Source organism: Pantoea sp. PNA 03-3 (assembly GCF_003201175.1).
Classification (GTDB): Bacteria; Pseudomonadota; Gammaproteobacteria; order Enterobacterales; family Enterobacteriaceae; genus Pantoea; species Pantoea stewartii.
In genome coordinates this window covers 193,884-208,594 of record NZ_QICO01000001.1, presented here as the reverse complement: position 1 = coordinate 208,594, position 14,711 = coordinate 193,884, and the positions used below count along the sequence as shown (strand labels likewise).

Annotated in this window: 12 protein-coding genes; 3 read left to right on the top strand and 9 right to left on the bottom strand. The window is 51.8% G+C overall.

Features of this window, described 5'->3' with window-relative positions:
- The first annotated feature begins 88 nt into the window (after positions 1 to 88).
- Together cls and C7433_RS00945 are read left to right on the top strand one after the other, a co-directional pair.
- Positions 89 to 1,549, top strand: a complete 1,461-nt coding sequence (gene cls, locus C7433_RS00950; protein WP_033741857.1) for a cardiolipin synthase — start codon at positions 89 to 91, stop codon at positions 1,547 to 1,549.
- A 44-nt stretch (positions 1,550 to 1,593) separates the two neighbouring features.
- Positions 1,594 to 1,917: an HI1450 family dsDNA-mimic protein gene (locus C7433_RS00945; RefSeq protein WP_006119371.1), complete on the top strand. Its 324-nt coding sequence runs from the start codon at positions 1,594 to 1,596 to the stop codon at positions 1,915 to 1,917.
- Between the two features lie 47 nt (positions 1,918 to 1,964).
- Here the strand turns inward: C7433_RS00945 and oppF are convergent, their stop codons facing one another.
- The 8 genes from oppF to C7433_RS23610 all read right to left on the bottom strand — a co-directional run bounded on the left by oppF (position 1,965) and on the right by C7433_RS23610 (position 10,894).
- Positions 1,965 to 2,963, bottom strand: a complete 999-nt coding sequence (gene oppF / locus C7433_RS00940; protein ID WP_039343011.1) for a murein tripeptide/oligopeptide ABC transporter ATP binding protein OppF — start codon at positions 2,961 to 2,963, stop codon at positions 1,965 to 1,967.
- Positions 2,960 to 3,973: an ABC transporter ATP-binding protein gene (locus C7433_RS00935; RefSeq protein ID WP_006119374.1), complete on the bottom strand. Its 1,014-nt coding sequence runs from the start codon at positions 3,971 to 3,973 to the stop codon at positions 2,960 to 2,962. The genes oppF and C7433_RS00935 overlap by 4 nt, the downstream gene beginning before the upstream one ends.
- Positions 3,974 to 3,984: 11 nt before the next feature.
- The gene (gene oppC / locus C7433_RS00930; RefSeq protein ID WP_006119376.1) at positions 3,985 to 4,893 is read right to left on the bottom strand and encodes an oligopeptide ABC transporter permease OppC; all 909 of its coding nucleotides are present in this window, start codon (positions 4,891 to 4,893) and stop codon (positions 3,985 to 3,987) included.
- Positions 4,894 to 4,907: 14 nt separating this feature from the next.
- The gene (gene oppB / locus C7433_RS00925; protein ID WP_006119378.1) at positions 4,908 to 5,828 is read right to left on the bottom strand and encodes an oligopeptide ABC transporter permease OppB; all 921 of its coding nucleotides are present in this window, start codon (positions 5,826 to 5,828) and stop codon (positions 4,908 to 4,910) included.
- A gap of 85 nt (positions 5,829 to 5,913) precedes the next feature.
- The gene (gene oppA / locus C7433_RS00920) at positions 5,914 to 7,554 is read right to left on the bottom strand and encodes an oligopeptide ABC transporter substrate-binding protein OppA (RefSeq protein WP_039343014.1); all 1,641 of its coding nucleotides are present in this window, start codon (positions 7,552 to 7,554) and stop codon (positions 5,914 to 5,916) included.
- 155 nt (positions 7,555 to 7,709) lie between these two features.
- A complete protein-coding gene (locus C7433_RS00915; RefSeq protein ID WP_039343018.1) occupies positions 7,710 to 9,329 on the bottom strand; it encodes an ABC transporter substrate-binding protein in 1,620 nt (539 codons plus the stop codon).
- Between the two features lie 585 nt (positions 9,330 to 9,914).
- Entirely contained in the window at positions 9,915 to 10,562 is a 648-nt protein-coding gene (locus tag C7433_RS00910) for a YchE family NAAT transporter (protein WP_006119393.1), read from the bottom strand.
- Positions 10,563 to 10,666: 104 nt separating this feature from the next.
- Complete coding sequence (locus C7433_RS23610) at positions 10,667 to 10,894, bottom strand: hypothetical protein (protein WP_158281335.1); 228 nt, start codon at positions 10,892 to 10,894, stop codon at positions 10,667 to 10,669.
- A gap of 93 nt (positions 10,895 to 10,987) precedes the next feature.
- Here C7433_RS23610 and adhE point away from each other — a divergent pair, with 93 nt between their 5' ends.
- Entirely contained in the window at positions 10,988 to 13,672 is a 2,685-nt protein-coding gene (gene adhE, locus C7433_RS00905; RefSeq protein ID WP_110267449.1) for a bifunctional acetaldehyde-CoA/alcohol dehydrogenase, read from the top strand.
- 238 nt (positions 13,673 to 13,910) lie between these two features.
- Here the strand turns inward: adhE and tdk are convergent, their stop codons facing one another.
- Positions 13,911 to 14,531 (bottom strand): thymidine kinase, encoded by a 621-nt coding sequence (gene tdk / locus C7433_RS00900; RefSeq protein WP_006119396.1) that lies wholly within the window; start codon positions 14,529 to 14,531, stop codon positions 13,911 to 13,913.
- Between the last annotated feature and the right edge of the window lie 180 nt (positions 14,532 to 14,711).

Genomic DNA, 14,711 nt, shown 5'->3' with positions numbered 1-14,711 from the left:
ATTGACATACCACGATGATTAAGGGTTTCACTCCCTACCATCTCCACGTAAACTTCTCAGATTCAAGCGCGAACAGGATGTCCACTTAATGACGACGTTTTATACGCTTATCAGTTGGTTATTGGTATTTGGTTACTGGTTATTGATTGCGGGTATTACCCTGCGCATTCTGATGAAGCGACGAGCCGTAACCTCGGCAATGGCATGGCTGCTGATTATTTTTATTCTGCCACTGGTTGGCATTATTGCTTATCTGTCGTTTGGTGAATTGCATCTGGGTAAACGCCGGGCTGAACGCGCGCGAACGATGTGGCCCTCTACCGCCCGCTGGCTGAATGATCTTAAAAAGCGTACCGAAATCTTTGCCACCGATTACAGCGATGTCGCGCAGGCGTTATTTCAGTTGTGCAACAACCGTCAGGGCATCGCAGGGGTAAAAGGGAATCAGTTACAGCTGTTGACCAGTTCGGACGATGTAATGAAAGCCCTTATCAGGGATATTCAGCTGGCCCGGCACAATATTGAGATGGTGTTTTATATCTGGAATCCGGGCGGACTGGCGGATGAAGTCGCCGAATCCCTGATGGCCGCGTCGCGGCGCGGTGTTCACTGCCGCCTTATGCTGGATTCCGCAGGGAGCGTCGCCTTCTTCCGCAGCCCGTGGGTCGGGATGATGCGTAATGCGGGTATTGATGTGGTTGAGGCGCTACAGGTCAGCCTGCTGCGTGTCTTTCTGCGTCGTATGGATTTACGTCAGCATCGCAAAATGGTGTTGATTGACAACTATATCGCCTATACCGGCAGCATGAATCTGGTGGACCCGCGCTTTTTTAAACAGGACGCGGGCGTGGGTCAGTGGGTCGATCTGATGGCGCGTATGGAAGGGCCGGTATCAACCGCCATGGGGATCGTTTACAGCTGTGACTGGGAAATTGAGACCGGCAAGCGTATTCTGCCCCCACCGCCCGACCGCAATATTATGCCGTTCGAACAGGAAAGTGGTCATACCGTTCAGGTGATCGCTTCCGGTCCCGGTTTCCCCGAGGATTTAATTCATCAGGCGTTGCTTACGGCGGTCTACTCTGCCCGCGAACAGCTGATCATGACCACGCCTTATCTGGTGCCCAGTGACGATCTGCTGCATGCCATCTGCACGGCTGCGCTACGTGGTGTCAATGTGAGTCTGGTGGTTCCCCGGCACAACGACTCTCTGCTGGTAAGCTGGGCCAGCCGCTCGTTTTTTAGTGAGCTGCTTGAGGCCGGCGTTAAGATCTACCAGTTTGAAGATGGCCTGCTGCATACCAAAAGCGTGCTGGTCGATGGTCAGTTGAGTTTAGTGGGGACCGTAAATCTCGATATGCGCAGCTTATGGCTGAATTTCGAAATCACACTCGCCGTCGATGATGCCGGATTTGGCAGCGATTTGGCCTGCGTCCAGGACGACTATATTGCCCGTTCGCGCCTGCTTGACGCCAGACGGTGGGCAAAACGTGCCTGGTGGAAGCGGATTGTCGAACGACTGTTTTACTTCTTTAGTCCTTTACTGTAAAACGAGCGAAATTACGAACCGCCCTCAGATAAACGGGACCGAAAATGGATCTGAACAACCGCCTGACAGAAGACGAAACGCTGGAACAGGCCTACGACATTTTTCTTGAACTGGCAGGTGACAACCTTGACCCTGCAGACATTATTCTTTTCAATCTGCAGTTTGAAGAGCGTGGCGGCGCAGAACTGTTTGATCCGGGCGAAGACTGGCAGGAGCACGTGGACTTCGATTTGAACCCCGACTTTTTCTCTGAAGTGGTCATTGGTCTGGGCGAAGCAGACGGCGAACCTATTACCGATGTGTTTGCGCGCGTACTGCTGTGTCGGGAAAAAGATCACAAGCTGTGCCATATTTTGTGGCGTGAATAGTCTTCACCTCGTAACGAAAACGCCGGGCAACAGCCCGGCGTTTTCGTTTAAAGCGGATCCACCTTCAGGCAGGACACCGCATGGCGGAAGCTGCCTTCGAGCAGCGGCCGCGTTTTGGCGCATTCCGGTCCGGCAATCGGGCAGCGGGTGCGGAAAACGCACCCGGATGGCGGATTGATCGGCGACGGTAACTCCCCTTCCAGCAACTGAATCTGCTTATTTTTTTCCAGATCCGGATCGGGAATCGGTACGGCTGACATCAGCGCTTTGGTATAAGGATGCTGCGGATGGGTATACACCTCATCGTAGGTGCCCAGCTCCACCGCGTGCCCCAGATACATCACCAGTACGCGATCCGAGATATGCTTCACCACCGCCAGGTCGTGGGCGATAAAGATCAGCGACAGCCCCATTTCTCGCTGCAGTTGCTGTAGCAGGTTGACCACCTGCGCCTGAATGGACACATCCAGTGCAGAGACCGGTTCATCACAGATGATCAGTTTAGGCTCAAGAATCAATGCACGCGCAATGCCGATACGCTGACACTGACCGCCTGAAAACTCGTGCGGATACCGGTTAATCAGGTTAGGCAACAAGCCCACTTTCATCATCATCGTTTTGACGCGATCTTTGATGTCCTGGCGAGAAAGCTCAGGGTGATAGGTACGTAAGGGCTCGGCGATAATATCGCCGATGGTCATGCGCGGGTTAAGCGAAGCCAGCGGATCCTGAAATATCATCTGGATATCGCTACGCGCTTTACGCCACTCTTCCTCACTCTGCCCCAGCAGGTTACGGCCAAGCCAGGTGACACGGCCTTCCGTGGCTTTCACTAACCCGATAATCGCACGTGCCAGCGTGGATTTACCGCAGCCGGATTCGCCCACCACACCCAGTGTTTCCCCTTCGTACAGGCGCAGACTGACGCCATCCACGGCCTTCAGCGTTTTTGGCGGCTGCCAGAACCACTGCTTGTCATCCTTGATGTCGAAATGAACTTTCAGATCGGCAATTTCGAGTAGGACTTTTTTTTCTGCCAGGCTCATACGAGTTCCTCCACCGGCTTAAAGCAGGCGCGTAAGCGCCCTTCTGCAAACGGTAACAGCGGCGGTGCTTTGGAACAGATATCCATGGCATGCGGACAGCGCGGCTGGAACGGACAACCCTGCGGCAGACGCAGCAGGTTTGGTGGATTACCCGGAATGGTGGTCAGGCTTTCACCTTCTGCATCCAGTCTTGGCACCGCATTCAGGAGACCAATCGAGTAGGGGTGAGCCGGCTGATAAAACACATCGCGCGCGCGACCGTATTCCATGGTGCGGCCTGCATACATCACCAGCACTTTATCGCAGATCCCCGCCACCACGCCCAGATCGTGGGTAATCATGATGATCGCCGTATTGAACTCGCGCTTCAGCTCATTCAGCAGCGTCATAATCTGCGCCTGCACCGTAACATCCAGCGCGGTCGTCGGTTCATCCGCAATCAGCAGCTTAGGCCGGCACAGGAGCGCCATCGCGATCATCACGCGCTGACGCATCCCGCCCGAAAACTCATGTGGGTACATCTTCATGCGTTTGCGGGCTTCGGGCATTTTTACCGCGTCCAGCATTTTCACCGACTCTTCAAAGGCCTGAGCGCTGCTCATGCCTTTGTGCAGTTTCAGCACTTCCATTAACTGTTCGCCGACCCGCATATACGGATTCAGTGATGTCATGGGATCCTGAAAAATCATCGCGATTTGTTCAGCGCGCAGCCGGTTTAACTGTTTTTCCGGCAGATTAAGAATCTCTTTACCGTTGAACAACGCAGAGCCGCCAATGCGGCCATTGCTGGCCAGCAGGCCCATCAGCGCAAACGCGGTTTGCGATTTACCCGAGCCTGACTCACCGACAATGCCCAGGGTTTCCCCGGCACGCAGTGAGAAATTGAGATCGTTCACGGCGGTGACATCACCGTCATGGGTGCCGAACGTAACACGTAAGTCTTTCACTTCAAGCAACAGGTCGCTTCCCGCGCGTGCAGCCTGAGCAGGCTGAAATTCATGAATAGTCATCGGGAAACTCCTTAACGATCTTTGGGGTCGAGGGCATCACGCAGGCCATCGCCAATAAAGTTAAAACAGAACAGCGTGACCACCAGGAAAATGGCCGGGAACAGCAACAGCCACGGCGAAACTTCCATGGAGTTAGCCCCATCGCTCAACAGCGCCCCCCAGCTACTCAGCGGCTCCTGGGTGCCCAGGCCGAGAAAGCTCAGGAATGATTCGAACAGAATCATGCTGGGTACCAGCAGCGAGGCGTAAACCACCACCACGCCCAGCACGTTAGGCACGATATGGCGCGTCACGATTTTCCAGGTCGAAACGCCGCCGACATGCGCCGCTTCAATAAACTCTTTGCGCTTCAGGCTCAGAGTTTGTCCACGCACGATACGCGCCATGTCCAGCCACGACACCATACCGATAGCAGCAAAAATCAGCAGGATGTTACGGCCAAAGAAGGTGACCAACAGAATGACGAAAAACATAAACGGGAAGGAGTTAAGGATTTCCAGAATACGCATCATCACGGAGTCGATTTTTCCACCAAGGTAACCGGCAATGGAACCGTAGAGCGTTCCCACCACCACGGCGATCAGCGCGGCGGCAATGCCCACCATTAACGAAATACGACCGCCAATGGCGACGCGCACCAGCAGATCACGCCCCGATGAGTCGGTGCCAAACCAGTGTCCGGACGTGGTATCTGGCGGCGATGACATCATTCCCCAGTCGGTATCGAAATAGGAGAACGGTGACAACATGGGCGCGAAAATTACAAACAGCGTGATTAACATCAGCACCATCAGGCTGATTAACGCGGCCCGGTTATGAATAAAACGGCGACGGGCATCCTGCCACAGGCTACGCCCTTCGACTTCCAGTTTTTCACTGAATGCATCAAGAGCTTCGCTATTTTTCTTACTTAACATCATGGCGAACTCCAGAATCAGTAGCGAATTTTCGGGTCGATAACGGCATAGAGCACATCGACGATCGCGTTAAACAGAATGGTCAACAGCCCCACCAGAATCGTCAGGCTCAGTACCAGCGAGTAGTCACGGTTAAGCGCGCCGTTGACAAACAGCTGACCGATACCGGGCAGTCCGTAAATAGATTCAATCACCATAGAGCCAGTAATAATGCCCACAAATGCCGGTCCCATATAGGAAATAACCGGCAACAGTGCTGGCTTGAGCGCGTGACGTAAAACGATACGACGTAACGGCAACCCTTTGGCTCGCGCGGTACGGATAAAGTTGGAATGCATCACCTCAATCATTGAGCCACGAGTGATACGCGCGATACTGGCAATGTAAGCCAGGGATAACGCCACCATCGGCAGCAGCATATAGTTCCACTGTCCACCGTTCCAGCCGCCACCCGGCAGCCATTTCAGCGTAATGGCGAAAATCAGGACTAACAGCGGGGCAACCACAAAACTCGGTATGACCACGCCGGTCATTGCCACCCCCATGACGACGTAATCCCACAGGGTGTTTTGCTTCAGCGCGGCGATAACCCCTGCCGTCACGCCCAGTACCACGGCCAGGATAAAGGCAGCCAGGCCCAGTTTGGCCGACACCGGAAAGGCATGACCAACCAGGTAGTTCACCGAATAGTCTTTATATTTAAACGAGGGGCCAAAGTCGCCATGGGCCAGTTGAATCAGGTAATCAACATATTGCTTGCCAATGGGATCGTTGAGGTGATATTTCGCCTCGATATTCGCCATCACCTCTGGCGACAGCGTACGCTCACCCGTGAACGGACTGCCGGGGGCCAGTCGCATCATAAAGAAGGAGATAGTAATAAGGACGAAAAGCGTCGGGATGGCTTCAAGTAACCGACGCAAAATGAATTTTAACATTGCCGTACCTACCAGGCTGGTGCTTCACATTGCATTAAAAAATACAGGCGGCGCTCATGGCGCCGCCGCTGTTCTTGGTGTTCTGTTAGTGCTTAATGATGTACAGGTTTCTGTCTGCGACGTTATCCAGCGGATCTTTACCGGTATAACCACCGACATACGGTTTCACCAGACGGGTGTTCACGTAGTAGTACAATGGCACGATGGCAGAGTCTTTATCCAGCTGCTGCTCAGCTTTTTCATAGTCAGCCGACCGGGCTTTATCATCGGTTGTGGCCAGGGCATCTTTCATCAGCTTGTCGAAGGCCGGGCTCTTGTAGTGCGCGGTGTTGTTACTGCTGTCAGACAGCATGGTATTCAGGAACGACGTCGGTTCGTTATAGTCTGCACACCAGCCTGCACGTGCAACGTCGAAGTTGCCCTGATGACGCGTATCCAGGAAGGTTTTCCACTCCTGGTTCTCCAGCTTCACTTTCACACCCAGATTTTTGGCCCAAATCGACGAGGCGGCAATGGCCAGTTTTTTATGCAGATCGGAGGTGTTGTACAGGAGCGTAAACGTTAACGGTTTGTCTGCCGTGTAACCGGCTTCAGCCAGCAGCTTTTTGGCTTCAGCATTACGTTTTTCCTGTGACCAGGTAAACCACTCTGGCTTCACCAGCTCCATACCATCTGTTGCAGGTGGCGTGTAGCTGTAGGCTGGCTTCTGGCCCTGCGCCAGCACTTTATCCACGATAATGTCGCGGTCGATACCCAGTTTCAATGCGGCACGTACGCGCGGATCGGTGAAAGGCGCTTTCTGGTTATTAATTTCGTAATAGTAGGTGCACAGATAAGGGTCAACATGCAGCTCTTTACCGTTGTCACGCTGTAATTTTTTGAACAGCTCAATCGGCAGATTGTTATAGGTCATGTCACTGCCGTTATCAGAGAAGTAACGGTTAACATCACTGACTTCTGACGAAATGGGCAGGAAGGTGACTTTGTTCAGCACGGTATGCGCGTTATCCCAGTAATCAGGGTTGCGCACAACGGTAATACGTTCGTTAATGACGTGAGATTCCAGCTTAAAGGCACCGTTGCTGACGATATTTTCAGGCTGGGTCCACTTATCACCGAATTTCTCAATAACCGCTTTGTTTACCGGCGACATTGAGGAGTGAATCAGTAATTTATAGAAATACGGAACCGGCTCGCTCAGGGTCACTTGCAGCGTATGATCGTCAAGCGCCTTCACGCCCAAATCTGTTGGCGGTTTCTTACCGGCGATAATATCGTCAACGTTGGCCAGGTGACCGTATTGCAGATAGCTGGCATAAGGAGACGCGGTTTTCGGATCGGCCAGACGCTGCCAGCTGTAAACGAAATCCTGAGCAGTCACCGGCTCACCGTTTGACCATTTGGCATTTTTGCGCAGATGGAAGGTCCAGACTTTAAAGTCTTTATTATCCCAGCTCTCTGCCACGCCAGGAATCGGATGGCCGTTGGTATCACTGATCACCAGTCCTTCAAACAGGTCACGGCTGACGTTCGATTCCGGTACGCCTTCAATTTTGTGCGGATCCAGCGACTGAACCTCGCTACCGTTTCCTTTTACCAGCTCTTGCTTCGCGGCCAGCTCAACACCGGCAGGGACCGTGGCGGCGATAACGCTGTTGGCTGTGAGCGCACTCATCGCTGCAAAGACGCTGGCAGCAATCAGGGTTTTCTTCGTGATGTTGTTCATTCTTAACTCCAGTTTTTTTATTTTCACCGAGGGTGTTTGCGACCTCAGTGTTCCCCGTATTCGGGCCCCGGTGTTTTCACCTGGGGAGCATTGACCCTGTAGCGTGGTCAGCACGGTAACGCCCTTCCCGGCTGTGCCGCCGGATAAGCGCGTTATCAGTGTTGTTTAATGAAATAATATTTCAGATCTGTCATGTCCTGCGGATCGTGGCCGGTAAACCCGCCAACCCAGGGTTTAACCAGCCTCACGCTGACGCGGTAGTAAACTGGCACAATTGCCGAGTCTTTGTCGAGTTGTGTTTCAGCCTGCTGATACAATGCCGCGCGGTCAGCATCCTTTGTGACGCTTAGCGTGTCTGCCATAAGCCGATCAAAGGCCGCACTACGATAAAACGCGGTATTGGTCGACGACTGACTCAGGAACATATTCAGGAAAGTAGAGGGCTCGTTATAATCCGCGCACCATGTGGCCCGCACCACGTCATACTGTGCCTGATGACGTGTTTCCAGCAGCGTTTTCCATTCCTGATTTTGTAAGGTGACCTGCGCCCCGAGGTTGCGCTGCCACATTGACGCTGCAGCAATCGCCTGGGTTTTATTTTGATCGGAGGTGTTATAAAGCAGCGTAAAACGCAAAGGATTTTTACTGTCGAAACCCGCTTCCGCCAGCAGTTTCTTTGCCGCCTCATTGCGCTGCGACTGGGACCAGGTCATCCATTCCGGTGTGGCTAACGCGGCCCCATTGGTATAGGGCGGTGTAAAACTGTAAGCCGGAATCTGGCCCTGCCCCATAATCTTTTTGGCGATAATGTCGCGGTCCAGCGTCATCTTTATAGCCGCGCGCACGCGCGCATCAGTAAAAGGCGGCTTTTTGTTGTTGATTTCATAATAAAACGTACACAACAAGGGGCTGACTTTGACTTCGTCGCCGATGTCCTTACGCAGCTTCGCGAACATATTGGGCGGGATGGCGCTGTTGGTCATATCCAGGCCACCGCTGCGATAGCGGTTGATGTCGCTGTTCTCAGAACTGATCGGCAGAAACGTCCCCTGCTCAATCACGGTTTGCGCGTTGTTCCAGTAAAGCGGATTGCGCTTCAGGACAATTTTTTCGTTGACGACCCAGTCACTTAAGGTATAAGCACCATTACCAACATAATGCCCGGGTTGAGTCCACGCCTCGCCCCATTTCTGGATAGCGGGCGCATACACGGGTTTCATGGCCGTATGCGCCAGCATGGCAATCAGATAGGGAACGGGCTCTGTTAAAGTGACCTGTAAATGGTGATCGTCAATCGCTTTTACGCCCAGTTGGTCTGGTGCCGCTTTACCCGCAATAATCTCGTCGGCATTGGCAATATGCGCCGCCTGCAGATAACTGGTGTAAGGAGATGCAGTTTTCGGATCGGCCAGGCGTCGCCAGCTGTAAACAAAATCGTTAGCCGTTACCGGTTCGCCGTTGCTCCATTTTGCATCGTTGCGCAGCGTGAAGGTCCAGATTTTTCCTTGCTGATTTTCCCAGCTCTCAGCCACACCGGGGACAACCTTACCGTTATTATCTGTATTAACCAGCCCGTCCAGCAGATTCAGGATAATATTGGATTCCGGCACACCTTCCGTCTTATGCGGGTCAAGCGAGGCCACTTCGGAGCCATTATTAATGACAATTTGCTGCTGTGGCGATAAGGTCACGCCGGCGGGTACGCTGGCCGCACAGACGGGTAAAGCAGTCATCACACCTAGTGCCAGACAAGACCAATATTGCTGAGCGTTCATTTACCACACCTTGTTGACCTGCCCGTTTTTATTCTGCAATCCCGTCTGCATCAAGAAAAAAATCTTGCTATTTCGACCTTCGGGAAAACATGCTCAATGCGCCGAAAATTAGCAGAAGCTGAATGACGGCGCCAAAACTAAATAGTTAAAATGTTATCTGTTTCTCTTTTATCATGAGATTTTTCCCAGTGGAAGTGTTAATTTTTAGCCTAAAAATACATTAACCTACTGAATTATAAAAATATTCATAGATTTGATGCTATTCTAACCAGAATATTACATTCACCGATTTTGACTGCGTTGTTGTAGCGTCATTCTTTCCCGGTGTGCCATTTAAAAAGGCATTAATGGGCCTTTACCAGCATTAATCATGCCAACATGCATCGTCAAAGCAGAATATAAGGTGAGATTGATGACAGGAAGGCCAGGCGCGTACTATCGGGACGCGCACTGAGTATTAGGGAAAGTGATAACCCGGAGGGGATATACAGCGGTGCAAATAATTGCCCGTTTAGAGTGCAATATTGTGTCGTATTGCACTCTTTTGATGCCTGCCTTTTTATGCTTGTTAAAATAAGTGGGTATTCAGCTTACCAGCCCTGGAAAAATCGCTTTAATGCCCGTTACCACAAATTCGATGCCCAGCGCCATTAACAGCAGCCCCATGATACGGGTGATGACGTTGATGCCCGTTTGCCCCAGTACTCTGACCATAATGGGGGCGGCACGAAACAGTAACCAACAGCTGAAGGCAAAAATGGCCACTGCCACGGTAAATCCCAGCAGATTAAGCCAACTGTGATAGCGCGTACTCCAGACGATGGTTGAGCTGATTGCGCCGGGCCCGGCCATCAGTGGTAAAGCCAGCGGAACAACGCCAATACTTTCGCGAATCGCAGTTTCTGTTTTTTCCTGCTTGTTTTGTTTATCTTCGCCCAGCTTTCCGCTGATCATCGACATCGCTATCGTGACAACCAGAATGCCCCCGGCAATACGGAAAGAATCAATTGAGATGCCAAACACATGCAGAATGGCATCCCCTAAAAACAGCGACGTCCAGAGAATAATGGCCACAGCAAGGTTTGCGGTGAGATTCGTTTTATTACGTTCTGCCACGCCCTGATAACGCGTCATGCTGATAAACACCGGAATGATGCCAATGGGATTCACCAGTGCAAACAGGCCTACGAAAAACTTGATATAGCCAGAAAGATCTAACAGCGCAGGATTCACGGTTCACTCCACATCCCAGATGAAAAACGCGCCTAATGTAAGGTAAAAACGCCGCGCACGCCAGTTGAAGCGAGAGTTATTTATTCTGTTAATTTACTTACAGTTTAGGGCGTTAAACCAGCCATTCCACAAAGGCTGGCAGATGTTACTTTTGTTACCGCTTTTAACCTCATCGCCCTCCCCCTCATGAACCGCAGGCTGAAAGGTGTCAGCTGTGGTTTAAATTGATTTGGATCATCATTGCTGTCCCCTAAACCCGATACTCTTTTGTTGTCAGCCACGATACCACCGGAGAAAAAGAATTCTTTTAGTAAACAACTGAAAAACGGCACTTTCACGCCCCGTGATTGAGCGGTTTTTACCCTGGCTATACTTTCCGTTCAGGCTTGTTTCCTAAAAAAGTTTAACTTCCTCAGGAGATCACAATGGCCGTTACTAATGTCGCTGAACTCAATGCACTGGTTGAACGGGTAAAAAAAGCCCAGCAAGCGTTCGCCAGTTTTTCTCAACAACAAGTCGATGCTATTTTCCGCGCAGCCGCACTGGCCGCTGCCGATGCCCGTATTCCCTTAGCGAAGATGGCGGTCGCAGAATCGGGCATGGGCATTGTCGAAGACAAAGTCATCAAAAATCACTTTGCGTCCGAATATATTTATAACGCCTATAAGGATGATAAAACCTGCGGCGTACTGGAAACCGATGATACCTTTGGCACCATTACGATTGCCGAACCCATCGGCCTGATTTGTGGGATCGTCCCGACCACCAACCCCACCTCTACCGCCATCTTCAAAGCTCTGATCAGCCTTAAAACCCGCAACGGTATTATCTTCTCGCCGCATCCTCGCGCCAAAGATGCCACCAATAAAGCCGCCGATATTGTGCTGCAGGCCGCGATTGCTGCTGGCGCCCCTAAAGACATTATCGGCTGGATAGATGCGCCCTCTGTTGAGCTGTCGAATCAGCTGATGCACCACCCGGACATCAATCTGATCCTTGCCACAGGTGGACCGGGCATGGTGAAAGCCGCTTACAGTTCCGGCAAACCGGCTATTGGTGTCGGTGCCGGGAATACACCTGTCGTGATTGATGAAACGGCAGATGTTAAACGCGCGGTGGCGTCCATCCTGATGTCGAAAACGTTTGATAACGGCGTGATTTGTGCCTCAGAGCAGTCCGTTATTGTTGTCGATGCGATCTACGATGCCGTTCGGGCACGTTTCGCCAGTCATGGTGGCTACCTGCTGCAGGGCCATGAACTTCAGGCGGTTCAGAATATTATCCTGAAAAATGGCGGCCTCAACGCCGCGATTGTGGGCCAGCCCGCAGTAAAAATTGCTGAGATGGCGGGCATTACGGTACCAACCGATACCAAAATTCTGATTGGTGAAGTTGAACGGGTCGACGAATCCGAACCTTTTGCCCATGAAAAACTGTCGCCAACGCTGGCGATGTACCGGGCTAAAGATTACGAAGACGCCGTCAGTAAAGCGGAAAAACTGGTCGCCATGGGCGGCATTGGCCACACCTCCTGCCTGTACACGGATCAGGATAACCAGTCCGCACGTGTCCACTATTTTGGCGACAAAATGAAAACAGCCCGTATCCTGATTAATACCCCCGCTTCTCAGGGTGGGATTGGCGATTTATATAACTTCAAACTCGCGCCTTCGTTGACGCTGGGTTGTGGCTCCTGGGGAGGTAACTCAATTTCCGAAAACGTCGGACCTAAACATCTGATCAATAAGAAAACTGTCGCCAAGCGAGCTGAAAATATGTTGTGGCATAAACTTCCGAAATCTATCTATTTCCGTCGTGGGTCATTGCCTGTCGCCTTAGAAGAGGTCGCCACCGACGGCGCGAAACGTGCATTTGTTGTGACTGACCGCTTCCTGTTCAATAACGGCTATGCCGACCAGGTTACCCGCGTCCTGAAATCCCACGGTATTGAAACGGAAGTGTTCTTCGAGGTCGAAGCAGACCCAACACTGAGCATTGTTCGCAAAGGCGCAGAGCAAATGCACAGCTTTAAACCCGATGTGATCATTGCGCTGGGCGGCGGCTCGCCAATGGATGCGGCGAAGATCATGTGGGTGATGTATGAGCATCCCGAAACCCACTTCGAAGAGCTGGCATTACGCTTTATGGATATTCGTAAACGTATCTATAAGTTCCCGAAAATGGGCGTCAAAGCCCGCATGGTAGCCATCACCACTACCTCCGGCACCGGTTCAGAAGTGACCCCGTTTGCGGTGGTCACGGATGATGCCACCGGTCAAAAATATCCGCTGGCAGATTATGCACTGACCCCGGATATGGCCATTGTGGATGCGAACCTCGTAATGGATATGCCGCGTTCACTCTGCGCCTTTGGCGGTCTGGATGCGGTTACCCATGCACTGGAAGCCTATGTTTCCGTTCTGGCGAATGAGTATTCTGATGGTCAGGCACTGCAGGCGCTTAAGTTGCTGAAAGAGAACCTGCCCGCCAGTTATGCCGAAGGCGCCAAAAATCCGGTTGCGCGTGAACGTGTGCACAATGCCGCCACCATCGCCGGTATTGCCTTTGCCAACGCCTTCCTCGGCGTATGTCACTCGATGGCCCATAAACTGGGTTCCGAGTTCCATATTCCCCACGGACTGGCTAACTCGCTGCTGATTTCCAACGTCATTCGTTATAACGCAAATGACAACCCGACCAAACAGACTGCATTCAGTCAGTATGATCGTCCACAGGCGCGTCGTCGCTATGCGGAAATCGCCGATCATCTTAGTTTGACCGCCACAGGCGATCGTACTGCTCAGAAAATTGAGAAACTGCTGGTCTGGCTGGATGAAATTAAAACGGAACTGGGTATTCCCGCCTCGATTCGTGAAGCTGGCGTGCAGGAAGCGGATTTTCTGGCGAAAGTGGACAAACTGGCTGAGGATGCGTTCGACGATCAGTGTACCGGTGCTAACCCACGTTATCCGTTAATTGCTGAACTGAAACAGATCATGCTGGACAGTTACTACGGCCGCAAATTTGTTGAGCCTTATGCCCAGGTTGAACAGCCGCTGAATCAACCCGTCAGCGATATCAAAGCCGCTAAAAAGGTCAAAAAAGCCTAATCAGGAACAAGCCCGTTAGCGCGGGTGCGCCATCCCCCTTGTGGCTCGGTCACAAGGGGGTTTTTTATGGCTGTTGAGGATAAGCAGGCTGTTCGGCCGCTGTCAGTGAATGTGCAATAGTGCAATCGCTACCACACATGGACAGACAGTCACCCAGGTCGCCATAAAGATAAAAAGACGAATGAGGTTCGCCAGGAAAGACTTTTGCGACCACGTGAACCTGAGGTGAGGAACAGGATTACGCGACTGGCGTTTGCGCGCCGTGGATAGCCTGCAAACAGCCCTGCTCAATCGCTTTTTTATAGTGCTTACGGCACACCGAGATATAGCGCTCATTGCCGCCAATCACCACCTGCTCCCCTTCCCGGAAGGGTTTGCCTTCGCTGTCGAGACGCAGCACCATGCCCGCTTTACGTCCGCAATGACATACGGTTTTAAGCTCCACCAGTTTATCGGCCCAGGCCAGCAGATACTGGCTACCGGTAAACAATTCTCCCAGAAAGTCGGTTCTTAACCCATAACACAGCACCGGAATATCCAGATTATCCACCACGTCAGACAAGGCCTTCACCTGTTCCCGGGTCAGAAACTGACTTTCATCCACTAACACACAGTGTACGGGCTGGCGCGCATGCTCTTGTGCAATTTCCACATCCAGCTGGCTTTCGGCATTATAAAGAACGGCCGGTGATGACAAGCCAATGCGTGAACTGACTTTACCGGTACCAAAGCGATTATCAATCTCAGCGGTATAAACCAGGGTCCGCATACCGCGCTCCTGATAATTATAGGAAGACTGCAAAAGCGCGGTTGATTTACCCGCGTTCATTGCCGAATAGTAGAAATAGAGTTGAGCCATTGGCACGGTATCCCGGTGTGGATGAAAAAAAATAAGTGCGATTTTACCATATCTGACCGGCAATGCCGTGTTGATTTTCAGCCCGTTACGTTCAGACGAGAGCCAGCGTCGGGTATTGCCTGTTCTGCAACGGCAGCGCATTATTTTTGACTATATGAATATTAAAGACAGTATAGCGTT

Bases quoted from the DNA above. Each gene is read 5' to 3' on its own strand.
- cls (WP_033741857.1), top strand. From the start codon at position 89: ATGACGACGTTTTATACGCTTATCAGTTGGTTATTGGTATTTGGTTAC.
- oppC (WP_006119376.1), bottom strand. From the start codon at position 4,893: ATGATGTTAAGTAAGAAAAATAGCGAAGCTCTTGATGCATTCAGTGAA.
- tdk (WP_006119396.1), bottom strand. From the start codon at position 14,531: ATGGCTCAACTCTATTTCTACTATTCGGCAATGAACGCGGGTAAATCA.
- C7433_RS00945 (WP_006119371.1), top strand. From the start codon at position 1,594: ATGGATCTGAACAACCGCCTGACAGAAGACGAAACGCTGGAACAGGCC.
- oppB (WP_006119378.1), bottom strand. From the start codon at position 5,828: ATGTTAAAATTCATTTTGCGTCGGTTACTTGAAGCCATCCCGACGCTT.
- adhE (WP_110267449.1), top strand. From the start codon at position 10,988: ATGGCCGTTACTAATGTCGCTGAACTCAATGCACTGGTTGAACGGGTA.
- oppF (WP_039343011.1), bottom strand. From the start codon at position 2,963: ATGAGCCTGGCAGAAAAAAAAGTCCTACTCGAAATTGCCGATCTGAAA.
- oppA (WP_039343014.1), bottom strand. From the start codon at position 7,554: ATGAACAACATCACGAAGAAAACCCTGATTGCTGCCAGCGTCTTTGCA.
- C7433_RS00935 (WP_006119374.1), bottom strand. From the start codon at position 3,973: ATGACTATTCATGAATTTCAGCCTGCTCAGGCTGCACGCGCGGGAAGC.
- C7433_RS00915 (WP_039343018.1), bottom strand. From the start codon at position 9,329: ATGAACGCTCAGCAATATTGGTCTTGTCTGGCACTAGGTGTGATGACT.